Consider the following 23,732-nt stretch of genomic DNA (forward strand, 5'->3'; position numbering starts at 1 on the left):
ATCAACTGGAGGCGCTTCAGGCCTTTTCAACCGGCATGCCGGCATCACGCCAGGCCTTCAGGCCACCGGCCAGGGCCTGGGCCTTTTCGTAGCCCAGCTTCTTCGCAATGCCTTCGGCACGCGAGGCGCGGTTGCCCTTGGTGCAGATCAGCACCAGCGGCAGGGCCTTGTTCTTCACGGTGGCAGGCAGCTTTTCCTCGAACTGGCCCAGCGGCACATTCTTGGCGCCATTGGCATGGGCGGCCGCGTACTCCTCGGGCTCGGAGACATCGATGACCACGGCCTTTTGGCGGTTGATCAGTTGCACGGCCTGCGCCGCCGTCAGCGAGCCGCCGCCTGCGCCGCGCACCAGGGGCAGCAGCAGCATCACGCCGGAAGCCAGCGCGATCAGGATCAAATACCAGTTATCGATGATGAATTTCACGTCATTCCTTGGGTTGGCAAACCTGTCAATTCTAGAATGCTGGCTTTTGCCCCCGCGACAGCCCAGCTTTGTCGCATCGAGAGACTTAGAAAGCCGCCATGTACAAGCTCGTGCTGATCCGCCACGGTGAATCCACCTGGAACCTCGAAAACCGCTTCACCGGCTGGACCGATGTGGACCTGACCGCCACCGGCGTCGAACAGGCCAAGAACGCCGGCCGCCTGCTCAAGGCCGAAGGCTACGACTTCGACCTGGCCTTCACCAGCGTGCTCAAGCGCGCCACGCGCACGCTGTGGCACACGCTGGACGAAATGGACCGCACCTGGCTGCCCGTGCAGCACAGCTGGCGCCTGAACGAGCGCCACTACGGCGGCCTGCAGGGCCTGAACAAGGCCGACATGGCCAAGCAGTACGGCGACGCCCAGGTGCTGGTCTGGCGCCGCAGCTACGACACGCCCCCGCCGGCCCTGGAGCCCCAGGACCCGCGCAGCGAGCGCAGCGACGTGCGCTACGCCCAGCTGGACCCCAGCCAGGTGCCGCTGACCGAATGCCTGAAGGACACGGTCGCGCGCGTGCTGCCGTTCTGGAACGAGTCCATCGCGCCCGCCATCCTGTCCGGCAAGCGCGTCGTGGTTGCCGCGCATGGCAACTCCATCCGCGCGCTGATCAAGTACCTGGACGGCATCTCGGATGACGCCATCGTCGGCGTCAACGTGCCCAACGGCATTCCGCTGGTCTATGAGCTGGATGCCGATCTCAAGCCCATTCGCCACTACTACCTGGGCGATGCCGAGGCTGCCGCCAAGGCGGCAGCCGCCGTGGCCGCACAGGGCAAGGCTTGAGCCTGACCCGCCTGAGGTGAGCGCCTGCTACGGAAATTGCGCTTGCTGCGCCGTTTTTAGGGAACCACGCGGGCGCTTGCCTTTCCAAGCGGGTGTATATTGACGCGGTTAAAGGGGTGATATGGGCCAGAAAATCAAAATTGCCGGCTGGGTTTCCGTAGGCGTAATCGCCGGAGCACTGACCACGGTTTCCTTGCAGACCGTGGCCCGCGGTGCCATGACCCCGCTGCCGCTGGAAGAGATCCAGCAGCTGTCCGCCGTCTTCGGCCTGATCAAGACCGACTATGTCGAGTCGGTCGACGACAAGAAGCTGATCACCGATGCCATCTCCGGCATGGTGTCCAGCCTCGATCCGCATTCGCAGTACTTCGACAAGAAGTCCTACAAGGAATTCCGCGAGGGCACCTCGGGCCGCTTCGTCGGCGTGGGCATCGAGATCACGCAGGAAGACGGCCTGATCAAGGTTGTCTCGCCCATCGAAGGCTCCCCCGCCTTCCGCGCCGGCCTGAAGACAGGCGACCTGATCACCAAGATCGACGACACGGCCGTCAAGGGCCTGTCGCTCAACGACGCCGTCAAGCGCATGCGCGGCGAGCCCAACACCAAGGTGCAGCTGACCATCCTGCGCAAGGATGAAAGCCGCAGCTTCCCCGTGACCATCACGCGCGAGGAAATCAAGACGCAATCCGTCAAGGGCAAGGTCATCGAGCCCGGCTACGGCTGGATCCGTCTGAGCCAGTTCCAGGAACGCACGGTGGACGACTTCGTGCGCAAGGTCGAAGAGCTGTACAAGCAGGAACCCAACATGAAGGGCCTGGTTCTGGACCTGCGCAACGACCCGGGCGGCCTGCTGGACGCGGCCGTGGCCATCTCGGCAGCCTTCCTGCCGCCCGATGTGACCGTGGTGTCCACCAACGGCCAGCTGGCCGAGAGCAAGGAAACCTACAAGGCCTCTCCCAGCTTCTATGCCCGCCGCGGCATGGGAGACCCGCTGCAGCGCCTGCCCGCCTCGCTCAAGAAGCTGCCGCTGGTGGTTCTGGTCAACGAAGGCTCGGCCTCGGCCAGCGAAATCGTGGCCGGCGCCCTGCAGGACCACAAGCGTGCGGTCATCATGGGCAGCCAGACCTTCGGCAAGGGCTCGGTGCAGACCGTTCGCCCGCTGGGTCCCGACACGGGCCTGAAGCTGACCACGGCCCGCTACTACACGCCCAGCGGCAAATCCATCCAGGCCAAGGGCATCGTTCCTGACGTGATGGTGGACGAGACCCCTGAAGGCGATCTGTTCGCTGCCCTGCGCATGCGCGAGGCCGACCTGGAAAAGCACCTGTCCAGCGGACAGGGCGCCGAAGTCAAGGACGAAGTGCGCGAGAAGGCCCGCGAGGAAGCCCGCAAGCGCCTGGAGGAAGAGGCCAAGAAACCCCTGGCCGAGCGCCGCTTGCCCGAGTTCGGCACAGAAAAGGACTTCCAGCTGCAGCAGGCGCTCAACCGCCTCAAGGGCCAGCCCGTCATGGTCAGCAAGACCCTGACCGAGCGCGAGCCCGAAAAGAAGGAAAACTGACAGCGCGGCGTGGACCGGGTCCGCGCCTGCACCAAGCCGGGCCTTGCGCCCGGCTTTTTCACGTCTGGAGACGCGAATGAACGACGATCAACTGCTGCGCTACTCGCGCCACATCCTGCTGGACGAGATCGGCATCGAAGGCCAGGAGCGCATCCTGGCAGCGCATGTGCTCATCATCGGCGCAGGCGGCCTGGGCGCGCCTGCCTCGCTGTACCTGGGCTCGGCCGGCATCGGCCGCATCACCCTGGTGGACGACGATGCCGTGGACATGACCAACCTGCAGCGCCAGATTGCCCACACCACCGATCGCGTGGGCCAGCCCAAGGTGCAATCCATACGCACGGCCGTGCATGCCATCAACCCCGGCATCCGCATCGATTGCCGCCAGCAGCGCGCAGACGATGCCCTGCTCGACGACCTCGTGCCCCAAGCCACGGTGGTGCTGGACTGCACGGACAACTACCGCACGCGACACATGATCAACGCGGCCTGCGTGCGGCACAAGGTGCCCCTGGTGGCGGGGGCGGCCATCCGCCTGGATGGCCAGCTCATGGTGATGGACCCACGCGACGAGAACTGCGCCTGCTATGCCTGCGTGTTCCCGCCGGAGGCGCAATTCGAGGAAGTGCAGTGCTCGACCATGGGCGTCTTCGCCCCCGTGGTCGGCGTCATGGGCACGCTGCAGGCGGCCGAAGCCCTCAAGCTGATCGCGGGTTTTGGCACGCCTGCAACAAACCGCCTGACCATGTTCGACAGCCGCAGCCTCGATTGGAGTAGCATGCAAACCACCCGTGTGCCGGACTGTCCCGTTTGCGGCAACAAGGCGTAGGAATCGGCTGACTTCCAGGCCGATCCCCCACTGGCACAATCGCCCGCTGTCGCGCAGGACAATGAAGGCCGGGTTCCGCCGGACTCCGATTGCCATCCGCGTCCCTATTGGATACAGCCGTGAAATTGCGCACCTATCTTGTTGAAGACAACCCTACGATCCGCGAGAACCTGATCGCCACGCTCGAGGAACTCGCCGATGTCGAGGCCGTGGGCATCGCCGAGACGGAAAGCGCGGGGACGGACTGGCTTCAGCAGAACCCCGACGCATGGGATCTGGCCATCGTCGACCTGTTCCTGCGCCAGGGCAGCGGCCTGGGTGTGCTCACCGCCTGCCGCGAGCGCCAGCCGCACCAGAAGATCGTGGTGCTCAGCAACTACGCCACCCCTGACATCCGCAGCCGCTGCGCCCAGCTCGGCGTGGATGCGGTCTTCGACAAGTCCAATGAGATCGATGCACTCATGGACTATTGCATGAATATCGACGCCGCATCGCTCAATCAACTCAAAACAGCCTGAACCCAAAACACGGCATTTTTACTCTCCATCAAAGAAAAAGGCTGCACGACTTGATAATCGTGCAGCCCGTATTTTCTATTGACCGGGAATCAGTCGATCAGCCGGTTTTTCAGCGCGTAATACGTGAGATCGCTGTTGGATGACAATCCCATTTTCTCCATAAGCCGCGTGCGATAGGTACTGACCGTCTTCACGCTCAGCGAGAGCGATTTCGCAATATCACCTGCCGTTTCTCCGCGCGCGAGTTTGAGGAAGACCTGGAACTCACGCTCGGACAGCTGTTCATGCGCTGGCGCGTCATCCTTGCGGTTGAGCTGCTGGGCCAGCAGGTCGGCCACGGCCGGCGTCAGGTAGCGGCGGCCCAGGGCCACGGTGCGGATCGCTTCGGCAATCTCCTGGGGATCGCATTCCTTGTTCAGGTAGCCGCTGGCGCCTTGGCGGATGAGGTTGATCGCGTAGTGCTCCTCGGGATATCCGCTCAGGATCAGGATGCCCATGTCCGGGGCCTTGGCCCGCAGCATGGCCAGCGCATCGATGCCGCTTTGCCCGGGCATGGACAGGTCCATCAACAGCACGTCGATCTCGTGGGCTCGGACCAAGTCGATGGCCTCACGGCCATTGGCGGCCTCACCGACTACACGCAGGTCCACATGTTCCGAGAGAAACTGACGCAGACCCGAGCGCACAATTGCATGGTCGTCCACAATGCCGATTCTGATCATGAATACCTCTTTTTCGGGGGACCAGCAGGAACGCCGGTCGTGCAAACAATATATGGTAACGGCCGGGGCAGGAACTGCTCCGGCTGCCGATAACACGAATTATGCAGAATATCGGCGAAGATCTTGTAGGTGAGAGGATGCTTATGCGTTGGATAAATTTCCGAAGAATTGCGATCAGCCTGGCATTTGCCATCGTTGCGGCCGTGCTGCTTGTCAGCATTAACGAGGCCAGCTACAAGCGCTCGACCAAGGCGCTGGAGGCCATGACCCAGACCCAGGCGACCCGCTCGGAAATCAGCCAACTGCTGCGGTTGATGCTCGATGCCGAGACCGGCCTGCGCGGCTACCTGCTCACGGGGGAGGAGCGCTACCTGGAGCCCTACAGCAAGGCGATCACGGCCATCAACTACAACATGGACGAGTTGCGCCAGATCTTCATCTACGACCCCCAGGAACTGGCCATCTTCACGCCGCTGGCCCGCCAGGTCGAGCGCAAGATGAGCGAGATGGAGTTGAGCCTGCGCCTGTACCGCCAGGGCAACGAGGAAGCCTGGCGCTTCGTCATGTTCACGGACGTGGGCATGGAGAACATGGACGCCATCCGGGACTACACAGGCAAGCTGCTGTCAGGCATAGACGAGCGCTCGGCCAAGAACCTGCAGGATATCGAGCACACGCTGTCGCTGTCGCGCATAGGCATTGCCACGGTGACCGCGCTGGGTGTGCTGGGCTTTTTCATGTACCTGCGCCAGGCCCACGCGCTGCAGCAGGCCCATCAGCGCGAGCAGGAAATCCAGCGTGACGAGCGCAACCGCCTTGAAGCCCTGGTGCGCGAACGCACGGCCACGCTGACGGAGCTGGCCAACCACTTGCAGCAGGTGCGCGAGGATGAGCGCGGCCACCTGGCGCGCGAGCTGCACGATGAACTGGGCTCGCTGCTGACGGCGGCCAAGCTCGATGTGGCCCGGCTCAAATCCAAGATCGACCTCAGCGCCCCCGACGTGGGAGAGCGCGTCAGCCATCTGGTGGAGACGCTCAACAGCGGCATTGCCCTCAAGCGCCGCATCATCGAGGACCTGCGTCCTTCGTCACTGTCCAACCTGGGCCTGACCACGGCGCTGGAAATCCTGGCACGCGAATTCGGCGAACGCAGCGGCATCGAGGTCACAGCGAACCTGGAGCAGGTGGAGCTGCCGGAGTCGACCCAGCTCACGGTCTACCGCATCGTGCAGGAGTCGCTGACCAATATCGGCAAATACGCCAAGGCCAGCCACGTACTGGTCTCAGTGCACAACTACCCGACCTATGTGACGGTGCAGATCCAGGACGATGGCGAGGGCTTCGAGACCTCGGCCATGCGCCCCAACTCCCACGGGCTGGCCGGCATGCGCCATCGCGTGGAGGCGGCAGGCGGGCGGCTGACCGTCTCCTCCGAACTGGGCAAGGGCACGGCCATCTCCGCCGTCATTCCGCTGAGCCCGGCATCCGCCTGACCATGACGCCTTGCCTGCACGCACAACCCCTGCCCGGCACCGCCCTGGCAGGGGTTTTTCTTGATGGGCACTGCGGGCCGGCGCTTTTCCTACACCCACCCCCTGCCTAACCCTGACGCCATGCCACGCCGGGCACCGTCAATCCGGCCTCGGGCGGCTCGGTACAGTCAATCGCATGGGAACAGCACTCGGCTCCTGACAGCCAGATGCCGTTTCTTGGCAACGAACAACCAAGGAGTTCTACATGCTGCACTACGCCATCGTGTTTTTCGTGATCGCTCTCGTCGCCGCCATCTTCGGCTTTGGCGGAATTGCGGCAGGTGCTGTAGGCATCGCCAAGATCCTGTTCTATATTTTCGTGATCATGGCTGTAGTCACCTTTGTGATGAGCCTGATCAAGAAGTAGCGGCGGCGCCGCCTTCACCCACCTGCCAGCCCAAGCCCGCCTCCGGCGGGCAGCCAGCCCGGCAGCCCGACCGCCTTTCCCATTCATGCAAGTTTTGAGGAGATAGAACCAATGAGCCAAGCCGAGAAAGCCGTGAACAAAGCCGCCGATACCGCCAAGGACGTTGCCCAGGACGTAGCAGACACTGCCAAGGAAGCCGTCAACACCACGCGCCGCACTGCAGCAAATGTTCTGGACAAGGCCGAGGAAGGCGTGAAGTCCATCGAGCGTGAACTGAATCCCGTCATCGACGACCTCGCGGCACGTGCCCAGGAACTGGCCACGCGCGGAATCAACTTCTGCGCCGACAGCTCCGACCGCGCCCGCCGCCAGCTGCAATCTGCCACGGAAGCCACCACGCGCTACGTCATCGAGCAGCCTGGCCGCTCCATGCTGCTGGCAGCAGCCACGGGCGCAGCCCTGGCCACCGCGTTCTTCATGAGTTCCCGCTCGCGCAAGTGAGCTGCAGCCCAGCCCCCCGAGTTCCCTCGACTACCGTTTCCCTCCATTTCTTGTCCAAGAAAGAACTGACCATGCAAAAGTACACCCGTGCCATCGCTTTCGCTCTCGTCGCCGGCGCCACCGTGCTCGGCACCACCGCCTGCTCCGTAGCCCGCGACCAGCAGACCGTGGGTTCGTATGTGGATGACGCCGGCATCACCACTGCCGTGAAGGCCAAGATGGCAGAGGACAAGAGCGTCTCGGCCACCTCCATCAGCGTCGAGACCCTGAACGGCACGGTGCAACTGTCGGGCTTTGCCAAGTCGGAGTCGGAAAAGGCCCGCGCTGCCGAGATCGCACGCACCACCAAGAACGTGCGTGAAGTGCGCAACAGCATCGTGGTTCGCCCCTGATGCAGGCCCCTGCGGGGGCTGATCCAAGTACAAGGCCGGAGACTTCCGGCCTTTTTTCATCCAGGGCTCCAACTGCCGCCGCCGCAAGGATTGCCGACCATTGCAGCCGACGGCAGGTACGACCCCTTTCCACCGTGCGCCGGACATACGGCGTAAAGTGACCGACATGCGAGTCTTCAACTGCGATGCCTGTGGCCACCCGGTTTTCTTCGACAGCGTTCAATGCGTGCACTGCGGCGCCACCCTGGCCTTCCTGCCCGAGCGACTGCATGTGGCCTGCCTGCGACCGGTTTCCGGCGCGCGGGACAGCGCGCTGTGGGAGAGCCTGTCCTCCCTGGGAGCAGGCAAGCCGCCAGGCCGCCTCTACAAGATGTGCAGCCACCGGGGACCTGTGGGCCAGTGCAACTTCGCCCTGCCCGCCGACGACCCCCACGCGCTGTGCGAATCCTGCCGCCAGACACGCTGGCTGCCCGATCTGTCAGACCCGGCCAATGCCTTGCGCTGGACCAAGATCGAGGCGGCCAAGCGCCAGCTGTTCTATACGCTGGCCCGCCTGGGCCTGGGCCCCAGGCCTGGAGAGGACGGGCCGCGCTTCGAGCTGCTGGCCGACCTGCCCGGGCAGGCGCCGGTGATGACCGGCCATGCCAACGGCACCATCACGCTGAACGTGGTGGAGGCCGACGATGCCGAGCGTGCCCGGCGCCGCCAGGCGCTGCATGAGCCCTACCGGACGCTGGTGGGCCATCTGCGCCATGAGTCCGGCCACTTCTTCTGGGACAGGCTGGTGGTGGGCGCGGGCCGTATCGAGGAATTCCGCCGCCTGTTCGGCGACGAGCGCCAGGACTATGCCCAGGCCCTGCAGAACTACTACGCACGCAGCCCGCTGGATGGGCAGTGGCGCGACAACTTCGTCAGCGCCTATGCCACCTCCCACCCGTGGGAAGACTGGGCCGAAAGCTGGGCCCATTACCTGCACATGGTGGATCTGCTGGAGACTGCGGCCAGCTATGGCACCTGCATCACCTTGCCAGGAGGCGCAGGCACGGCGGCGGGCATGGGAACGCCGGCCGCGCTGTGCGTGCAGGACCCGTTCGCGGTCCCTGCCCGGCCGGACTTCGGCACCATGCTGGACCAGTGGGTGCCGCTGACACTGCTGACCAACAGCCTCAACCGCAGCCTGGGCCACGGGGATGCCTATCCGTTCGCTCTTTCAATGGGCGCGCGGCGCAAGCTGGAATTCGTGCATGCGGCCGTGAATGCAAGTGCCGCCACGCAGAGCACCTGATATCGTGAACTCGTCATGGGGGCGGGCCAAGGCACCTGGCCGGCCTCCCTCTCTCAAGGAGCGCGATTGGCCTGCACCTTCTCAAGCAGTCGCGTGCGCACGTTGGGCGAGACGAACTTGTCGATCTCGCCATCCAGCGTGGCGATCTCGCGCACGAAGGTGCTGCTGATGAACTGGTAGCGGTCGCTGGGCGTGAGGAAGACGGTCTCCACCTCGGGCATCAGCGTGCGGTTCATGCCGGCAAGCTGGAACTCGTAGTCGAAGTCGGTGACCGCACGCAGGCCGCGCACCATGGCCTTGCCGCCGCGCTCGACCACGAAGTCGCGCAGCAGGCCATGAAAGCTCTCGACCTGGACATGGGGATAGATGGACACGGCCTCGCGCACCATCTCCATGCGTTCCTCGAGATTGAACATGGTCTTCTTGTGGTGGCCGGCCGCCACGGCCACGATGACGTGGCTGAACAGCTGGGTCGCACGGCGCACCACGTCTTCGTGGCCCAGCGTGATCGGATCGAAGGTTCCGGGGTAGACGGCAATCACGTCGTGGCTCATGGCGTTCACTTTCCTTGGCTGCGCGTGCCCTGGTCCGGCACGGATGGCGCATTATGCATTGCACTGCAGCATGGCCCGTCGGCTGCGCGACAGCCGCATTCCTGCGCTGGAACACGGCTGCGGCGCCAGCCTACTCGTCCTGCGCGGCCTTGCGCAGCAGATGGGCGTGGACGGCACCCGCCTTGAGATGGCGGAACAGCTGCAGGCCGCCAGCCTCGGCCAGTTGCTCCTCGGTCCAGGCCTGGGGCGCCTCCAGATAGACATAGCCCTGGGCGGAGACGGCCAGCGCAGCGGCCTTCAGCGCAGGCTCGAACAGCTCGGCATGGTCGAACGGCGGATCGATCAGCACCAGGTCCAGCGTGCCCGGCGCCACCTGGCGCAGGCAGCCGATGCCATCGCCGCGCAGCACGCGCACGGACTGGGCGTCCAGGCGCTCGCGCAGGCGCTGCAGCTGCAGCACCAGGGCGGCGTCCTGCTCGTTCATCAGCACGCTGGTCGCGCCGCGCGATGCGGCCTCGAAGCCCAGCGCACCCGTGCCCGCGAAGGCGTCCAGGCAGTGCCAGCCCGTCAGGTCCTGGCCCAGCCAGTTGAACAGGGTCTCGCGCACGCGGTCCGGCGTGGGGCGCAGGCCCGGGCGCTGCGCCACGGGCAGACGCGTGCGGCGCCACTGGCCGCCGATGATGCGGACCTCGCCCGCACCCGAGGGTGCCGGCTTGCCCGCCTTTGCCTTTGCGGCCGGCGCTGCGGCAGGCGCCTTGGGCGCCGCGGCCTCGGCCGTGGCCTTTTCCAGCCAGCGCTTGCCGGCAGGGGTATGCAGTTTGATGCTGTTGCGGCTCATTGCTTGCCTCCCACGACGACGGTCACCATGCGATCGGGCTGCAGCATTCGCTGCATGGCCTCGCGCACATCACGCACGGTCAGCGCCTGCACGCGCTCGGTCCAGTGCTCCAGATAGTCCAGCGGCAGGCCGTTCCAGGCGATGTTGGCCACATTGCCCAGCAGCTTGCGGTTGCTGTCTATGCGCAGCGCAAAGCCGCCGATCAGATTGTCCTTGGCGGCCTTGAGCTCCTTCTCGGTCGGGCCGTCGGCGACAAAGCGGCGCAGCGTGTCCTGCGACACCTTCAGGGCCTCGGCCGCCTGGTCGGGGCGTGTCTGCAGGGCGATCGTGAAGGCCCCCGCGTCCAGGCCTGGCGAGAAGTCGCTGTAGACGCTGTAGCTCAGGCCGCGCTTTTCGCGCACTTCCTCGGTCAGCCGCGAGGTGAAGCCGCCGCCGCCCAGGATGTGGTTGCCCACGAGCACGGCCATGAAGTCCGGGCTGTTGCGTGCAATGCCGGGCTGGGCGATCAGCACCTGCGCCTGGGCCGAGGCGAAGGGGATGTTCTCGTTGACCGGCGCCTTGAGCGCCTGCACCTTGGGCACGTCGGGCAGCGGAGCGCAGGCACTGGCGTCCTGGCCCTGGGCCGCCTGCAGCGGAGCCAGCAATTGCTGCACCAGCTGGTCGGCCTGCTCGCGGCTGACGGCGCCGACGATGCTGACCTTGGCACGGCAGGCGGCGATCAGCCGGCGGTGGAAGGACTGCATGTCCGACAGGTCGATGCGCGACAGGCTCTCGGCCGTGGCACGCGCACCGTAGGGGTGGGTGCCGAACACGCCCTGGCTCAGGGCCTTGCCGGCCACCGTTCCGGGGCGCGTGTCCGATTCCTTGATGGCCGCAGTCCAGCGCTCGCGCTCGCGCAGCCACACATCCTGCGGCCAGCTGGGGCTGGCGATCTGGCGCGCGGCCAGGGCCACGGCGCGCTGCAGCAGCGCAGGCTCGGTCAGGGAGCGCAGCCCGTAGCTGAAGCTGTCGCGGCCCGCCTGGGCGCCAAAGCTGGCACCCAGATCGGCCCAGGCCTGGCCCAGGCCGTTTTCATCGAGAGCAGGCGCGCTGCCCTGGGCCGTGACGCCCTTGGACGCCATCAGCGCCACGGCGCTGGCCAGGCCGACCTGATTGGCGGGATCGCGCCGGCTGCCGGCGTCGAAATCCATCTGCACATCGACCATGGGAATGCCCGGGCTGTCCACCAGCCAGACCTGCGCCCCGCTGGGCTGGGTCCAGTGCTGGATGGGCAGCAAGGCCCATGCGGACGTGGCGCCAAAGCCCAGGCCCACGCTTGCCAGCACGGAGCTGGCCACCATCTTTTTCATGTTCTTCATCTTCACTCCAGCGTGCTTCGGGGGCATCAATGCAGGGGTCCGCCAATGCCGGCACCCGCGTCGGTGCGGCGGGGCTTGCCGCCTTCAGGCAGGGGCTGCGGCACCAGGGTGCCCACCGTGAGCTGGTCATCGCCAAAGTACTTGGCCGCCACGCGCTTGACGTCATCGGGCGTGATGGTGCGAAGCTGGGCCAGCAACTGGTCTTCCGCATCCAGCGGCATGCCCTGTATCCAGTAATTGCCCAGGCTCTGGGCCTGGCCCATGACCGAGTCGCGCTCATAGACATTGGAGGCCATCCATTGCGTCTTCACGCGCTCCAGTTCGGCAGGCTCGACGCCCTCCCTGGCGACCTTGGCCACTTCGGCGCGCAGCGCGGCCTCGACCTCGGCCGCAGTCTTGCCGGTGGCGGGCACGCCCGTCAGCATGAACAGGCCGGGGCCGCGGCTCATGAGCGACATGGAGCTGCCCGCGCCGTCGGCCACGCGGCCTTCGCCCTGGACCAGGGCCCGCTCCAGGCGGGCGCCGTCATAGCCGTCGAGCACGGCCGAGAGCACCAGCAGCGCCAGCGCATCGCGGTCATCGGCCTGCAGATCGCTGACGCGCGTCAGCGAGGGCGCACGGAAGGCCAGGGCCACCAGGGCCTGCTCGGCCGGCTGCTTGACCTCGATGCGGCGGATGCCGATCTGCGCAGGCTCGGTGCGCGGCTTGCGCACCGGCACGGCGCGTGCGGGAATGCTGCCGTAGTACTTCTCTGCCCAGGCGCGGACCTTGGCAACGTCCACATCACCGGCAATGACGACGGTGGCATTGCCGGGCACATACCAGCGGCTGTGGAAATCGCGCACGTCGCCGGGCGTCAGGGCGTCCAGATCGCTCATCCAGCCGATCACGGGCCGGTGGTAGGGCGAGGCCATGAAGGTCGCCGCCATCAGTTGCTCCATGAGCACGGCGCGCGGCTGGTCCTCGGTGCGCATGCGGCGCTCTTCCTTGATGACCTCGATCTCCTTCTTGAACTCGCTGTCGGGCCAGTGGTTGTTGGCGAAGCGGTCGGATTCGAGCTTCATCACTTCCTCCAGCCGGCTGGACGGAATCTGCTGGTAGTAGCCCGTGTAGTCGCGGCTGGTGAAAGCGTTCTCCTGGCCGCCCAGGGCCGCCACCCGGCGCGAGAACTCGCCGGGCGCCACCTTGCGCGAGCCCTTGAACATCATGTGCTCGAGCGCGTGGGCCACGCCCGAGGTGCCGTCGACCTCGTCGATGGCGCCCACGCGCACCCAGACCATGTGCACGGCCGTGGGCGCGCGCCGGTCGGGCTGCACGATGAGCTGCATGCCGTTCTTCAGGGTGAATTGCTGCGCTGCTGTGGCGGACCGCTGGCCACCTGCGGCCTGGCTGGCCACCGTCTGCAGCAGTGACGAAGGGGAGGAAGAGGATGCATCCGGGGCTGCCAAAGCAGCCCCGGTGCCCATGCAGGCCATTAAGCCCAGGAGGGTGAGTGCATGTTTCATAGAATGCTGTGATTCTAAGAACCTGCCGATGTTCAGTTTTTTCAAGAAAAAGCCCACCCCCTCCTCCGCCGAGATTTCCCCGGCGGACAGCAGCGCCGCGCCTGAAGAGGCCGGCATTCCCGCAACCCCGCCGCAGGACCGCGCCCCAGACCTGCCCCCTGGCACGCCTGCCCCACCGGCCGCAGCCGACACCGGCAGCGCCTGGTGGCGCAAGCCCTTCGGCGGCGGCAAGGGCGATGCCGCCCCGCCTGCCGCACCCGCTGCACCCACTGCTGCTGCTTCCACGCTCGCGCCTGCCGACTTCATTGCCGCACCCGAGCCCACGGCCAAGCCCGAAGCCGAAGGCGCCAGCCGCCAGAACTGGATGCAGCGCCTCAAGGCCGGACTGCGCAAGACCGGCAGCAGCATCGCCACGGTCTTCACCGGCACGCAGATCAACGATGCGCTGTACGAAGAGCTGGAAGACGCCCTGCTGATGGCCGACACCGGCGTCAAGGCCACCGAGCACCTGCTCACCGACCTGCGCCGCCGCGTCAAGGAAGCCAAGGCCACCGACCCCGCCGCCGTCAAGGCGCTGCTGGCCGATGCACTGGCCGACCTGCTGCGCCCGCTGGAAAAGCCGCTGATCATCGGCGAGCACCAGCCTACCGTGGTCATGGTCGCTGGCGTCAACGGCGCAGGCAAGACCACCTCCATCGGCAAGCTGACCAAGCATCTGGCCGACGAAGGCCAGAGCGTGCTGCTGGCTGCCGCCGACACCTTCCGCGCCGCCGCGCGCGAGCAGCTCGGCGTCTGGGCCAACCGCAACACGGTGGAGATCGTCAGCCAGGAAGGCGGTGATCCTGCAGCCGTGAGCTTTGATGCCGTCACCGCCGGCCGCGCCCGCAAGAAGGATGTGGTGCTGGTGGACACGGCGGGCCGCCTGCCCACCCAGCTGCACCTGATGGAAGAGCTGCGCAAGATCCGCCGCGTGGTCAGCAAGGCCGACGCCACGGCACCCCATGAGGTGCTGCTGGTCATCGACGGCAACACCGGCCAGAACGCGCTGGCCCAGGTGCGCGCCTTTGACGATGCACTGCAGCTCACGGGCCTGATCGTCACCAAGCTCGACGGCACGGCCAAGGGCGGCGTGCTGGCCGCCATTGCCCAGGAACGGCCGATCCCCGTGTACTTCATCGGCGTGGGCGAAAAGGTCGAAGACCTGGAGACCTTCAACGCCAGGGAATTCGCGCAGGCGCTGCTGTCCTGACAATCTGTTCAGAGTTTTCTCGACAGGCGCCACAGGAAGGCGGAATGGATGAATTGCGGGCTGGCGCTCAAGCCGCTCTCCGCTCATCCATTGGGGAGTGACCGCTCAACGAAGAGCTCTCCAGCCTCAACCTCTGACGCACTCAACCGCTTCGGGACTGATCAGGCCAGGCCCTACCGGGTTAGCTCATGTGACTTGCCGCAAAAGCCCAGTAACTTCGCCACAGGCGACAGCGTGGGCGCGGCAAAGACCAGAAAGGGCATGCCCTTCAATCACCGAAGCAGCCACTCATCGTCACGTGGCAATTGACGAATCTCTTCGGCCAGTCAAAGCAGCACTTCCGCCAGTGCTCGGTAGCACCGACAAGCCCGTCCTTGCTTCGGACGGTCAGAAATCCTAGCTCTTCCTCACTGACGCCGGCTGGCAGGCCTTGCGGTGCACCACCGCACTCATCTCTGGCCTCCGATGTGGAGAACGCATTTTTTCCCGTCGCTCCACCTTTGCGTGCGGGTGAGCGTACGGCCCATGCCTCGGCAAGCGCACCAACTCTGTTGAGTGCCTGTGCGAAAACTCGGCAACAGACTCTTCAGTGCGACCTGCCTTCGATATGCCAACTACGGCGTGTGCCGCGCATCATTTCAAGCATATTCTCCCGCTCTGCCACCCCCCACTTTTCGGGGCTCGTAAAAGCACATAAGTGTTTTAAACCGGCCGATTAGGCTACTTGCTGGCTGCAGATGGCAAGTTCAGGCCAATTTATGTGGCTTGCAAACCAATCAGAGACAAACCATCGATGGCGGAGATGGCTTGGTCACTGTCTTCCTGCTGCCTTCCCAACCAGATGCCTCTCAATTTTCGCACCCTTCCATATCTTGACCCAAGATTGTATGTTGGTATACCATCACTCAATTCGCAAGAAAGTCCAACAGACATGAAACGGCAAGCCTCTAAAGCAGGTACAGACACAGACAGACCTGCATTGACAGACATGGGAATTCCGCGAGGCAGTATGGCCGTAGAGCGTGTGAATCCAACGCTCCGACAGCTGGCACTTGAGCAATTGAAGCGCGCCATTGTGGAAGGCCAACTTCCACCTGGATCACGCTTGGTAGAACGCAAGCTGTGCGATCTCCTTGATGTGAGCAGAACGATAGTTCGTGAAACCCTGGGGCAATTGGAGGCAGAAGGGTGGATCACAAAGGAGCCCTATAAAGGCCCGATAGTCGCCGTTATCGATGAAGACGGCATTCGCCAGATCTTTGAAATGCGTGCAGCCGTTGAAGGCTATGTGGCGGCACTGTGCGCAGAGCGAGCCACCATAGAGCAAATCGAGCGCCTGGATGTCACAGTGAAAGCGATGAATGAAGCGCAGATTTCGGGCGATGTCGGGGCTCAGATCGAGACCATCGAGGAGTTCTACGAAGTTCTCCTGGATGCAGCCCAAAATTCGCTGATGGCAAGCTATCTTTCTTCACAAAGGAGCCGCCTCGCACGCCTGCGGAGACTCTCACTTTCTCACAGCTCACGGGCCTCAGAAAGCACAGAAGAAAAACGCGGCATCCTCGCCGCCATCCGCAATCGCGACCCAAAGAAGGCCCAGGCCCTTGCCGAGCAGCATATCTGGAATTCTTCGAAAAGCCTGCTGGCGGCTATACGCAGGGACCTATGAAATCGCTCTTTCAAAATTGGTACGCAAGATAAGCCACCATCTATAGCCATACTATTTTCAGATAGCATCAGGAAATAAAGACCCAGCATCACCTTTTCATAACAATCACGCTATGCGTGCTTGTTGAGAAAATCAGTTCTTTCTCTGAATTTCTTACTGGAATTGCGCATTCTGCAAATCGATTTCAATATCTCTGTATTTAAGAAAATCTTTATCTTAAGAGTATTTTTCGAGTTGCAAATTCTACGCATTGACCACATACTGCTTTCTCCGCAGCATGCGGATAAACGGCAGCAAGGATACCTGGATGATGCCGAGCTCTCCTCGCGCGGGCACCCCAGAAGAAACGCTCTACGCAGGCCTCATGTTCTATCTCGAGTCTCTGTCTTCAACCGTTCAATAAATCTTCAAGAGAGCAAAATTTCTCTAATCAGCAAATGAGCATTGCTGTGCATTACCAAATAATCCACAGCAATGTAAGAATTTACTCTACGCCCCATTTACCCATCCCTCCTCCATATTCATGCTTGAATCCATTCAAGGTTTTTCTTGGTTATGGGTTCCCATAACCCTGTTCGCCGCTCTCGCTCAAACGGTACGAAACACAGCGCAGCGCAGCCTGACACAGGAGCTGGGCGCGCTATCGGCCACGCTGGTGCGTTTTCTGTATGGCCTACCTTTTGCCATGTTGTGGCTGGCACTGCTGTATCTGGTACCAGCAAAGCCATACGCTGTACCTTCGATCACGCCGATTTACCTTGGCTGGATTGCATTGGGCGCTTTTTTCCAATTGGCTGGAACGGTCGCTTTGCTGCTGGCGATGAAGGAGCGCAACTTTGCCGTGGCTGTCACTCTGACAAAGACAGAGGTGCTGCAGCTAGCTCTGTTCGCATCGGTTTTTCTCCATGAACTTCCAACACCGCTGGCGTTGGCCGCAATGATCGTAGCCACAATCGGTATGCTGCTGCTGTCCCTGCCGCCACGCGAACAGTTGCTCTCACCGTCCGCGTGGCTCAACCGATCTGCACTTTATGGCCTGGCTTGCGGCTCCTGCTTTGCAGTTGCAACAGTAGGATTTCGAGGAGGGTCGCTGGCACTTGGCGCCGAAACGGCATGGTTATCTGGCGCCTGGGGCGTGCTGATCGCACAGTCGATGCAAACCGTCGGCATGGGACTTTGGATCCAGTTGCGCACAGCTCAAGGTCTGGCACCTATTTTTCGAGCTTGGCGCATCTCGCTGCTTGCCGGTTGCATGGGGGCAGCCGCTTCAATTGCTTGGTTCACGGCCTACGCCATGCAAGGAGCATCACCTGTGCGCACTTTGGGAATGATCGAGGTCGTTTTCAGCTACCTGGTTTCGCGCCGCGTGTTCAGCGAAAGCTTCAGTCGAGCAGAGAAGATAGGCATGGGCCTGATGCTGTTGGGCTTAGTGGTGACTTGCCTACAGGCCTGACATGCGATGGCAGCAAGACCTGCTCGTGGAGCTGTCGTCCTGCGGCTTGGCATCGACTGCATCAGCTCCCCTGTTGATGCGCTTTGACCCATTCTCTGGAGTCGACTTACGGGAGCGCGCTGCGCTCCTTTTTTCATGGGCATGCGAACGCAGCGAAGGCCCAGGCATGCAGGCAAGGGTTTTCCCTTGATTCGAATCAAGCCGCAGGTTTTATGCTTTGCATTGATTTATAAGAAGAACGTTGTTTTATACAAGAAACAATCGATAGCCCTCAGGCATTTCTTTTGCTTGTACCTGCCTTGCCTTGTTCCCCGGAGTTCCCCATGAAAGCCCCCACCTTGCTCGGCGCTGCCGCCCTGCTGGCAGCAGCCGCATGCCAGAGCGCCCTGGCCCAGGATGCCGCCGCCCAGCAGCAGCTGGCTGCCAAGCCTTTCACCATCGTCGCGCCCTTCCCGCCCGGCGGCCCGGTCGATGCGCTGGCCCGCCTGCTGTCCACGGGATTGGCCGAGCGCTACAGGCAGACCTCGGTGGTGGAGAACAAGCCCGGGGCCAACGGCAATATCGGCATCGACATGGTCAAGCGTGCCGCGGCGGACGGCCATACGCTGCTGGTCGTGCCCCAGGGCAACCTGACCATCAATCCCACGCTGCTGGCCAGGCCCGGCTACAGCGTGGAGGCGGACTTCGCGCCCGTGGCCTCGCTGGCCAAGGCGGCCAATGTGATCGCCGTGCACCCCGGCGTGCCCGCCAAAACGGTGCAGGAGCTGGTGGCCCTGTCCAAGGCCAGGCCGGCCACCATCAGCTATGCCTCGCCCGGCGTGGGCTCCAGCCTGCATCTGGCCGGTGAGCTGTTCAAGCAGCAGACCGGCGCCGACATCCTGCACGTGGCCTACAAGGGCACGGCGCCCGGCCTCAACGATGTGCTGGGCGGCACGGTGCCGATGATCGTGGGCAATGTGCCCGCGCTGCTGCCGCATGTGCAGTCGGGCAAGCTGCGCGCGCTGGCCGTGACCGACCCGGCCCGCAGCAAGTACCTGCCTGATGTGCCCACGCTGGCCCAGGCGGGCGTGCCGGGCATTGCCATCTCGTCCTGGTACGGCGTGATGGCGCCCAGGAAGACGCCGCCGGCCGTGCTCAAGCAGCTGGAAAAGGATATTCAGGAGATCTTCAACACGCCGGCCGTGGTCAGGCAGCTGGACCTGCAGGGGATCGAGCCCTGGGTGGTCACGGGCAGCGCCTTCGGCGAGCTGATCCGCAAGGAGACAGCGACCTGGGTGCCCGTGATCAAGGCCGCCAACGTCACGCCGCAGTGATGCGGGGCGCGGCGGCCCTTTCTGCAGTGTCCGCCACGTCCCGGGTCGAGACCTGGGAGCGCAGCCACTGCGCATAGTCGGCCATGCAGCGCTCGGTGCGCATGGTGATCTGCGGCACGCTGTAGCTGTGCCCGGCGCGCAGCAGCCGGGCCAGGCGCTCCAGCACGTCGGGCAGGGTCTTGCAGACCAGCCGCCACTCGGGCGTGGCGTGCATCTCGCCCTCCCACACGTAGTGCGAGGTGATGGCCTCCACCTGCACGCAGGCCGCGGCCTGCTGCTGCACCAGGCTGCGCGCCAGATGGGCGGCCTCCTCGGCGCTGGGGACGGTGGTGGCCACCACGCACAGCGTGGACCAGGGCGAGGCGGGGTTCTTGGCGGAAGTCATGGAGGCGTAGTCTACGGTTGCGTGCTGCAGGCCGGTACTGGCCCTTGCGGCGTCAGCCCATCAGCCCCTTTTGCCGCGCCTGCAGCCGCGCCAGGCCCAGCAGCGCATCGGTGAACGGGGTGTCCACGCCGCACAGCTGGCCCATTTCGCGCACCGCGCCCACCAGGGCGTCGAGCTCCACGGGCTTGCCGGCTTCCACGTCCTGCAGCATGGAGGTCTTGAAGGCGCCCAGCTTGAGCGTGACCGCATGGCGGTCTTCGGGCGATTCGTTGATGGGCAGGCCGATGCGCGCGCCGATCTCCTTGGCCTCCAGCATCACGCGCGTGATCAGGCCGCGCACCAGGTCGTCGCCCAGGATGCGGTCCGAGGTGGCACCCGTCAGCGCGCTGACGGGGTTGACGGTCATGTTGCCCCAGAGCTTGTACCAGGCGTCGCGCTGGATGTTGTCGGAGACCTTGGCCTCGATGCCGCCGCGCTGCAGCAGTTGGGCCAGTGCCGCCAGGCGCGGCGTGGGCGGCTGGCCGGGGCCGGTGGCCAAGGGCTCGCCCAGGATGAGGCTGTTGCCGAAGTGGCGGCGCACTACGCCGTGCGCATCGTTGGAGCAGCTGGCATGGACCACCGAACCCAGCACCTGGCCCAGCGGGATGGCTTGCGCAATGCGGCCTTCAGGGTCCACGGCTTTCAGCTGCCTGCCGCGCACGCTGGCATCGACACCGCCGTGCAGGAACCACCAGGGCACGCCGTTCATGGCCGTGAGCACCACGGTCTGCGGGCCGATCAGCGGGGCGATGCGCTCGGCCACATCGGGCATGCCCGGCGCCTTGACGGAGATGATGACCAGGTCCTGCACGCCCAGGGCGGCCGGGTCCTGTTCGGCACGCAGCGCGAAGTGCTCGCGCTGCTCGCCGTGCACCAGGGTCAGGCCCTGGGTGCGCAGGGCCTGCAGTGCAGCGCCGCGCGCCACGGCGCTGAGCTGGCAGCCGGCGCGGGCCAGGGCCGCGCCCATCCAGCCGCCGATGGCACCGGCGCCGAAGATGCAGGCCTTGTCGAATGAAATGCTTGTCTGTTCCATGGTCATGCGCGGGAAGCTCCGGGTTCAAAGATCGAGATAGCTGCTGTCGCGCCGGTTCACGCGGCGCACCAGGTGGTCGAACACATCGCGGGCACCGCCGTGGCTGTCGTTGAAGGTCAGCGAGTCCTCGTTGCAGCGCTGGGCCATGGCGTCGGAGACCATGCGCGGCGCGCCCATGGACAGGGTGGCCATCTGCACGTCGCAGGCGCGTTGCAGCGTCCACAGCACCACGAAGGCCTGGGGCAGGTCGCTGCCCCAGCTGAGCAGGCCATGGTTGCGCAGGATCACGGCCTTGCGGTGGCCGATGCTGGCCAGCAGGCGCGGCCCTTCGTCGGCATGGATGGTGATGCCCTCGAAGTCATGGTAGGCCACCATGCCGTGCAGCTGGGCGCTGTAGAAGTTGCTTTGCGACAGGCCCTGCTCCAGGCAGGCCACGCCCATGCCCGAGGTGGTGTGCGTGTGCATCACGCAGTGCGCGCCCGGCAGTCCGTCGTGGATGGCCGCATGCACCACGAAGCCGGCCGGATTCACCGGATGCCGCGAGCCGTCCAGCACCTCGCCGCGCACATTGATGCGTACCAGGTTGCTGGCCGTGACCTCTTCGTAGTGCAGGCCGAAGGGGTTGATCAGGAACTGCTTTTCCCCGCCCGTCACGCTGTCGGGCAGGCGCACCGTGATGTGGTTGTAGATCAGCTCGTCCCAGCCCAGCATGGCAAAGACGCGGTAGCAGGCGGCCAGTTCGATGCGGGCGGCGCGTTCATCAGGGTGCATGGAGCAATTCATGGTGTGGCTCGTGGGGTGGGTTCTGAGGTGGGTCTTGAGGTGGGTTGTGCAGTGGCTTGTGGGTAAATCAGGCATCCAGCCCCTGGTCCAGCCCCTGGTCCAGCGCTTGGGAGGCACGGCCCAGCTTGTCCAGGATGCGGTCCAGCATGGCGCGCTCATCGGCCGTCAGGGCATTGAGCAGGGCCGCCTGGTAGGGGCGTGCGCGGGACAGCACCTCGTCGAAGAGCGCCTGCCCTGCTTCGCTCAGCTGCAGCAGGTGGCGCCGCGCGTGCTGCGGATCGGCGCGGCGCAGCACCCAGCCCCGGTCGATCAGCGGCTGCAGCGCGCGGCTGATCTGGGCCTTGTCCATCAGGCTCAGGCGTGACAGCGCGCTGGCATGCAGCTCGCCATGGCGCTGGATCTGGCCCATGAGCCGCCACTCGGTCAGCCCCACGGGCGATGCCGGTGCGATGTAGTGGCGCGTCACCTGGGTCTGCAGCGCATTGGACAGCGCGCCCAGGCGGAAGGTGATGAAGTCCTCCAGCGCCAGCGTCTGGCTGCAGACCTGCGTGTCCGGTGCAGGGCCGGTGGCGGCATCGGCGGCAGGGATCGTGGATGTGCGTGGGCGGGGCATTGGGCGGAGGGAATCGGGCGGCGATTGCGATGGCCGCATGATCCACCAATGTTGACATATCAACATTGGTGGCAACCCTGAGAGCCCTGGCGGCCTGCAGGCCGCCAGCGGGCGCAGAGTGAAACCCGTGCGCCCGCGCCGCGCTCAACGCTTGAGCAGTTCGTTGGAAGGCAGGGTCTCGTCCAGCAGCTTGCGGGCCGTCTCCACGCCCGCCACGGGCAGCAGCGCCGGGTCCAGCAGGCCCACCTGCACCAGCACGCTGGCCTGGTCCCAGTAGATGTGCTCGTGGTAGAGCTTGTCGCCCCGGAACTTGACCACGGCCAGCAGCGGGATCTCCACGCGCCGCCCCGTGGGCCGCACGCCGGGCAGCATCCACGGGATCTCGGTGGTGTGCGTGAAGCAGAACAACATCTCGTCCACCACCTGCGAGGCCCCCACCGTGCGTGAAATCGGGGTCAGCGACGTGTCGGGCGGATTGCTGTTGACGAAGTGGTTCGTATAGAACGCGTGCAGGTTGCTGAAGCCCACGCCGCCGGTCATGGTGGGGATGTGGTTCACATAGGGCTCGGCCACCATGGTGGCCATGGTGTCGTCCACGTTGCGCGTGGCGAACTCGTACTCGCAGTGCTTGTCCCACAGCGCGGCCAGGTCGAAATGCGGGCCGATGGCGGACTTGAGCGTGGCAATGCTGCGCTCGTGCGCCATCAGCGCCGAGGCTCGGTGGAAATGGTCGCCGCCCTTGCGCGCGAAGGCATGGTCCACGCCGGGATAGACATGCACGGCCACGCCGGGACGCCCGCCCAGCGCCTGGACGATGCGCTGGCGCGCCTCGGGCGGGCAGAAGGCGTCGAGCTCGGCCACATGCAGGGTGAGCGGGCAGCGGATGCGCTCGGCCTCGTCCAGCGCCGCCTCGATGCCCACGCCGTAGTAGCCGACCACCGCATCGGCATCGGTGCGGCAGGCGGCCAGGTAGGCCAGCTTGCCGCCCAGGCAAAAGCCCAGAACGCCGGCCTTGCCGTCCGTGACCTCGGGGCGCTGGCGCAAGGCGTTCAGGCAGGCCTGGATGTCCTGCACGCCCAGGGCCTCGTCGAATCCCTTGTAGAAGCCGAAGGCGCGCTCCCAGTCCGCCGGCGTGTAGCCCAGCTCCACATCGGGCTGCTGGCGCCAGAACAGGTCGGGCACCAGCACCACGTAGCCTTCTTCTGCGTAGTAGTCGGCCACCTCGCGCATGGTGGCGTTGACGCCGAAGATCTCCTGCGCCAGCACCAGGCCGGGGCCGCTGCCCGAGGCCGGCACGGCCAGGTAGGCGTTGAAGCTGCCGCTGCCGTCCAGCGCGTTGATGCGCACATGGCGGCTGGCCGGGGGTTCTTTCTGCTGCATGGGGTTGTCTCCGTTTCAAAGGGTGGGGAAAGCTGCGGTGCCGCTTTTTTCATGACCCGTCATACGCATTCGGGGTGCCGCACCGTCACCTGATAGTAGCCCGCGTGAAAGGCCAGGGGCTCGCCGTCGAAGCGTTCGCAGCGCTCGACCTGGCCGATGAAGATGAGGTGGTCGCCGCCATCGTATTGCCGGACGTTGCGGCAGACGAAGCGGGCCAGCACGCCATCGATCAGGGGCACGCCGGCCGGGCCTTCCGCGCAGTCCAGGCCGACGAACTTGTCTTGCTGCGGCGTGGAAAAGCGCCGCGACAGAAGGTGCTGGCCCGCAGCCAGCACGTGGATGGCGAAGTGGCTGGCACCCTGGAAATCGCAGACGCTGGGCGCCTGGCGCGCCAGGCTCCACAGCACCAGCGGCGGGTCCAGCGAGACCGAGGAGAACGAGTTGGCCGTCATGCCCACGCGCCGCCCGTCCGGCGCGCGCGTGGTGATGACGGTCACGCCCGTGGTGAACTGGCCGAAGGCCTTGCGCAGCTCGCGCGGATCGAAGGAGCAGGCCGTGGCGGCGGCCGGGGTGTCGCATGTGCTCATGGC

At 64.8% G+C, this 23,732-nt stretch carries 25 protein-coding genes; 13 read left to right on the forward strand and 12 right to left on the reverse strand.

Annotated features, from left to right (window positions below; genetic code table 11):
• Positions 1–16 precede the first annotated feature (16 nt).
• Positions 17–424, reverse strand: coding sequence for a rhodanese-like domain-containing protein (locus ACF8LI_RS08755; protein WP_016449065.1), 408 nt, complete (start codon positions 422–424; stop codon positions 17–19).
• Positions 425–522: 98 nt separating this feature from the next.
• Between ACF8LI_RS08755 and gpmA the strand changes: the two genes are divergently transcribed.
• The 4 genes from gpmA to ACF8LI_RS08775 all read left to right on the forward strand — a co-directional run bounded on the left by gpmA (position 523) and on the right by ACF8LI_RS08775 (position 4,171).
• Positions 523–1,266: a 2,3-diphosphoglycerate-dependent phosphoglycerate mutase gene (gpmA, locus tag ACF8LI_RS08760; protein WP_016449066.1), complete on the forward strand. Its 744-nt coding sequence runs from the start codon at positions 523–525 to the stop codon at positions 1,264–1,266.
• 121 nt (positions 1,267–1,387) lie between these two features.
• Positions 1,388–2,824, forward strand: coding sequence for a S41 family peptidase (locus ACF8LI_RS08765; protein WP_016449067.1), 1,437 nt, complete (start codon positions 1,388–1,390; stop codon positions 2,822–2,824).
• Positions 2,825–2,900: 76 nt separating this feature from the next.
• Entirely contained in the window at positions 2,901–3,653 is a 753-nt protein-coding gene (locus tag ACF8LI_RS08770; RefSeq protein WP_043791138.1) for a HesA/MoeB/ThiF family protein, read from the forward strand.
• A 119-nt stretch (positions 3,654–3,772) separates the two neighbouring features.
• On the forward strand, positions 3,773–4,171 hold the full coding sequence (locus tag ACF8LI_RS08775; protein ID WP_013803928.1) for a response regulator: 399 nt from the start codon (positions 3,773–3,775) through the stop codon (positions 4,169–4,171).
• A gap of 89 nt (positions 4,172–4,260) precedes the next feature.
• Here the strand turns inward: ACF8LI_RS08775 and ACF8LI_RS08780 are convergent, their stop codons facing one another.
• Positions 4,261–4,893 carry a response regulator transcription factor gene (locus ACF8LI_RS08780; protein ID WP_012203736.1) on the reverse strand — a complete coding sequence of 211 codons (633 nt, stop codon included), beginning with the start codon at positions 4,891–4,893 and terminating at the stop codon, positions 4,261–4,263.
• 143 nt (positions 4,894–5,036) lie between these two features.
• Between ACF8LI_RS08780 and ACF8LI_RS08785 the strand changes: the two genes are divergently transcribed.
• The 5 genes from ACF8LI_RS08785 (at position 5,037) to ACF8LI_RS08805 (ending at position 8,970) form a co-directional block, all read left to right on the forward strand.
• On the forward strand, positions 5,037–6,386 hold the full coding sequence (locus tag ACF8LI_RS08785) for a CHASE3 domain-containing protein (protein ID WP_016449069.1): 1,350 nt from the start codon (positions 5,037–5,039) through the stop codon (positions 6,384–6,386).
• Between the two features lie 244 nt (positions 6,387–6,630).
• Positions 6,631–6,792 carry a DUF1328 domain-containing protein gene (locus ACF8LI_RS08790; protein ID WP_013803930.1) on the forward strand — a complete coding sequence of 54 codons (162 nt, stop codon included), beginning with the start codon at positions 6,631–6,633 and terminating at the stop codon, positions 6,790–6,792.
• Between the two features lie 111 nt (positions 6,793–6,903).
• Positions 6,904–7,293 (forward strand): hypothetical protein, encoded by a 390-nt coding sequence (locus tag ACF8LI_RS08795; RefSeq protein WP_392412394.1) that lies wholly within the window; start codon positions 6,904–6,906, stop codon positions 7,291–7,293.
• Between the two features lie 71 nt (positions 7,294–7,364).
• Positions 7,365–7,685, forward strand: a complete 321-nt coding sequence (locus ACF8LI_RS08800) for a BON domain-containing protein (protein ID WP_012203732.1) — start codon at positions 7,365–7,367, stop codon at positions 7,683–7,685.
• A gap of 166 nt (positions 7,686–7,851) precedes the next feature.
• Positions 7,852–8,970: a putative zinc-binding metallopeptidase gene (locus ACF8LI_RS08805; protein ID WP_016454149.1), complete on the forward strand. Its 1,119-nt coding sequence runs from the start codon at positions 7,852–7,854 to the stop codon at positions 8,968–8,970.
• Between the two features lie 53 nt (positions 8,971–9,023).
• On the opposite strand, the gene coaD is transcribed toward ACF8LI_RS08805, so the two are convergent.
• The 4 genes from coaD to ACF8LI_RS08825 form a co-directional block, all read right to left on the reverse strand.
• Positions 9,024–9,524, reverse strand: coding sequence for a pantetheine-phosphate adenylyltransferase (gene coaD / locus ACF8LI_RS08810; RefSeq protein WP_016449072.1), 501 nt, complete (start codon positions 9,522–9,524; stop codon positions 9,024–9,026).
• 130 nt (positions 9,525–9,654) lie between these two features.
• Positions 9,655–10,362, reverse strand: a complete 708-nt coding sequence (gene rsmD, locus ACF8LI_RS08815) for a 16S rRNA (guanine(966)-N(2))-methyltransferase RsmD (protein WP_016449073.1) — start codon at positions 10,360–10,362, stop codon at positions 9,655–9,657.
• A complete protein-coding gene (locus ACF8LI_RS08820) occupies positions 10,359–11,720 on the reverse strand; it encodes a pitrilysin family protein (RefSeq protein WP_046985885.1) in 1,362 nt (453 codons plus the stop codon). The genes rsmD and ACF8LI_RS08820 overlap by 4 nt, the downstream gene beginning before the upstream one ends.
• A 26-nt stretch (positions 11,721–11,746) precedes the next feature.
• A complete protein-coding gene (locus ACF8LI_RS08825; RefSeq protein WP_034366071.1) occupies positions 11,747–13,225 on the reverse strand; it encodes a pitrilysin family protein in 1,479 nt (492 codons plus the stop codon).
• A 28-nt stretch (positions 13,226–13,253) separates the two neighbouring features.
• Between ACF8LI_RS08825 and ftsY the strand changes: the two genes are divergently transcribed.
• The 4 genes from ftsY (at position 13,254) to ACF8LI_RS08845 (ending at position 18,909) form a co-directional block, all read left to right on the forward strand.
• A complete protein-coding gene (ftsY, locus tag ACF8LI_RS08830) occupies positions 13,254–14,474 on the forward strand; it encodes a signal recognition particle-docking protein FtsY (protein ID WP_392412395.1) in 1,221 nt (406 codons plus the stop codon).
• A 931-nt stretch (positions 14,475–15,405) separates the two neighbouring features.
• The gene (locus ACF8LI_RS08835) at positions 15,406–16,143 is read left to right on the forward strand and encodes a GntR family transcriptional regulator (RefSeq protein WP_254662032.1); all 738 of its coding nucleotides are present in this window, start codon (positions 15,406–15,408) and stop codon (positions 16,141–16,143) included.
• A gap of 523 nt (positions 16,144–16,666) precedes the next feature.
• Positions 16,667–17,596, forward strand: coding sequence for a DMT family transporter (locus tag ACF8LI_RS08840; protein WP_016454141.1), 930 nt, complete (start codon positions 16,667–16,669; stop codon positions 17,594–17,596).
• A gap of 323 nt (positions 17,597–17,919) precedes the next feature.
• On the forward strand, positions 17,920–18,909 hold the full coding sequence (locus ACF8LI_RS08845; protein WP_250439124.1) for a tripartite tricarboxylate transporter substrate binding protein: 990 nt from the start codon (positions 17,920–17,922) through the stop codon (positions 18,907–18,909).
• Here ACF8LI_RS08845 and cutA read toward each other — a convergent pair.
• The 6 genes from cutA to ACF8LI_RS08875 all read right to left on the reverse strand — a co-directional run bounded on the left by cutA (position 18,896) and on the right by ACF8LI_RS08875 (position 23,729).
• Positions 18,896–19,294: a divalent-cation tolerance protein CutA gene (cutA, locus tag ACF8LI_RS08850; protein ID WP_250439123.1), complete on the reverse strand. Its 399-nt coding sequence runs from the start codon at positions 19,292–19,294 to the stop codon at positions 18,896–18,898. The two genes, ACF8LI_RS08845 and cutA, sit on opposite strands and share 14 nt — an antisense overlap.
• 52 nt (positions 19,295–19,346) lie before the next feature.
• Positions 19,347–20,372, reverse strand: coding sequence for a 2-dehydropantoate 2-reductase (locus ACF8LI_RS08855; protein WP_250439120.1), 1,026 nt, complete (start codon positions 20,370–20,372; stop codon positions 19,347–19,349).
• Positions 20,373–20,390: 18 nt separating this feature from the next.
• On the reverse strand, positions 20,391–21,224 hold the full coding sequence (locus ACF8LI_RS08860; protein WP_269112183.1) for a class II aldolase/adducin family protein: 834 nt from the start codon (positions 21,222–21,224) through the stop codon (positions 20,391–20,393).
• Positions 21,217–21,762 (reverse strand): MarR family winged helix-turn-helix transcriptional regulator, encoded by a 546-nt coding sequence (locus ACF8LI_RS08865; protein WP_016454136.1) that lies wholly within the window; start codon positions 21,760–21,762, stop codon positions 21,217–21,219. The genes ACF8LI_RS08860 and ACF8LI_RS08865 overlap by 8 nt, the downstream gene beginning before the upstream one ends.
• A 144-nt stretch (positions 21,763–21,906) precedes the next feature.
• Positions 21,907–23,142 carry a dienelactone hydrolase family protein gene (locus ACF8LI_RS08870; protein WP_016449084.1) on the reverse strand — a complete coding sequence of 412 codons (1,236 nt, stop codon included), beginning with the start codon at positions 23,140–23,142 and terminating at the stop codon, positions 21,907–21,909.
• A 59-nt stretch (positions 23,143–23,201) separates the two neighbouring features.
• Positions 23,202–23,729, reverse strand: coding sequence for a flavin reductase family protein (locus ACF8LI_RS08875; RefSeq protein ID WP_016449085.1), 528 nt, complete (start codon positions 23,727–23,729; stop codon positions 23,202–23,204).
• Positions 23,730–23,732: the final 3 nt, after the last annotated feature.

The organism is Delftia sp. WSY_12, assembly GCF_043104645.1.
In the GTDB taxonomy this organism is placed as follows: Bacteria; Pseudomonadota; Gammaproteobacteria; order Burkholderiales; family Burkholderiaceae_C; genus Comamonas; species Comamonas tsuruhatensis.

Bases quoted from the DNA above. Each gene is read 5' to 3' on its own strand.
- gpmA (WP_016449066.1), top strand. From the start codon at position 523: ATGTACAAGCTCGTGCTGATCCGCCACGGTGAATCCACCTGGAACCTC.
- ACF8LI_RS08765 (WP_016449067.1), top strand. From the start codon at position 1,388: ATGGGCCAGAAAATCAAAATTGCCGGCTGGGTTTCCGTAGGCGTAATC.
- ACF8LI_RS08770 (WP_043791138.1), top strand. From the start codon at position 2,901: ATGAACGACGATCAACTGCTGCGCTACTCGCGCCACATCCTGCTGGAC.
- ACF8LI_RS08780 (WP_012203736.1), bottom strand. From the start codon at position 4,893: ATGATCAGAATCGGCATTGTGGACGACCATGCAATTGTGCGCTCGGGT.
- ACF8LI_RS08785 (WP_016449069.1), top strand. From the start codon at position 5,037: ATGCGTTGGATAAATTTCCGAAGAATTGCGATCAGCCTGGCATTTGCC.
- ACF8LI_RS08790 (WP_013803930.1), top strand. From the start codon at position 6,631: ATGCTGCACTACGCCATCGTGTTTTTCGTGATCGCTCTCGTCGCCGCC.
- ACF8LI_RS08795 (WP_392412394.1), top strand. From the start codon at position 6,904: ATGAGCCAAGCCGAGAAAGCCGTGAACAAAGCCGCCGATACCGCCAAG.
- ACF8LI_RS08800 (WP_012203732.1), top strand. From the start codon at position 7,365: ATGCAAAAGTACACCCGTGCCATCGCTTTCGCTCTCGTCGCCGGCGCC.
- ACF8LI_RS08805 (WP_016454149.1), top strand. From the start codon at position 7,852: ATGCGAGTCTTCAACTGCGATGCCTGTGGCCACCCGGTTTTCTTCGAC.
- coaD (WP_016449072.1), bottom strand. From the start codon at position 9,524: ATGAGCCACGACGTGATTGCCGTCTACCCCGGAACCTTCGATCCGATC.
- rsmD (WP_016449073.1), bottom strand. From the start codon at position 10,362: ATGAGCCGCAACAGCATCAAACTGCATACCCCTGCCGGCAAGCGCTGG.
- ACF8LI_RS08820 (WP_046985885.1), bottom strand. From the start codon at position 11,720: ATGAAGAACATGAAAAAGATGGTGGCCAGCTCCGTGCTGGCAAGCGTG.
- ACF8LI_RS08825 (WP_034366071.1), bottom strand. From the start codon at position 13,225: ATGAAACATGCACTCACCCTCCTGGGCTTAATGGCCTGCATGGGCACC.
- ftsY (WP_392412395.1), top strand. From the start codon at position 13,254: ATGTTCAGTTTTTTCAAGAAAAAGCCCACCCCCTCCTCCGCCGAGATT.
- ACF8LI_RS08835 (WP_254662032.1), top strand. From the start codon at position 15,406: ATGAAACGGCAAGCCTCTAAAGCAGGTACAGACACAGACAGACCTGCA.
- ACF8LI_RS08840 (WP_016454141.1), top strand. From the start codon at position 16,667: ATGCTTGAATCCATTCAAGGTTTTTCTTGGTTATGGGTTCCCATAACC.
- ACF8LI_RS08845 (WP_250439124.1), top strand. From the start codon at position 17,920: ATGAAAGCCCCCACCTTGCTCGGCGCTGCCGCCCTGCTGGCAGCAGCC.
- cutA (WP_250439123.1), bottom strand. From the start codon at position 19,294: ATGACTTCCGCCAAGAACCCCGCCTCGCCCTGGTCCACGCTGTGCGTG.
- ACF8LI_RS08855 (WP_250439120.1), bottom strand. From the start codon at position 20,372: ATGACCATGGAACAGACAAGCATTTCATTCGACAAGGCCTGCATCTTC.
- ACF8LI_RS08860 (WP_269112183.1), bottom strand. From the start codon at position 21,224: ATGCCTGATTTACCCACAAGCCACTGCACAACCCACCTCAAGACCCAC.
- ACF8LI_RS08865 (WP_016454136.1), bottom strand. From the start codon at position 21,762: ATGCCCCGCCCACGCACATCCACGATCCCTGCCGCCGATGCCGCCACC.
- ACF8LI_RS08870 (WP_016449084.1), bottom strand. From the start codon at position 23,142: ATGCAGCAGAAAGAACCCCCGGCCAGCCGCCATGTGCGCATCAACGCG.
- ACF8LI_RS08875 (WP_016449085.1), bottom strand. From the start codon at position 23,729: ATGAGCACATGCGACACCCCGGCCGCCGCCACGGCCTGCTCCTTCGAT.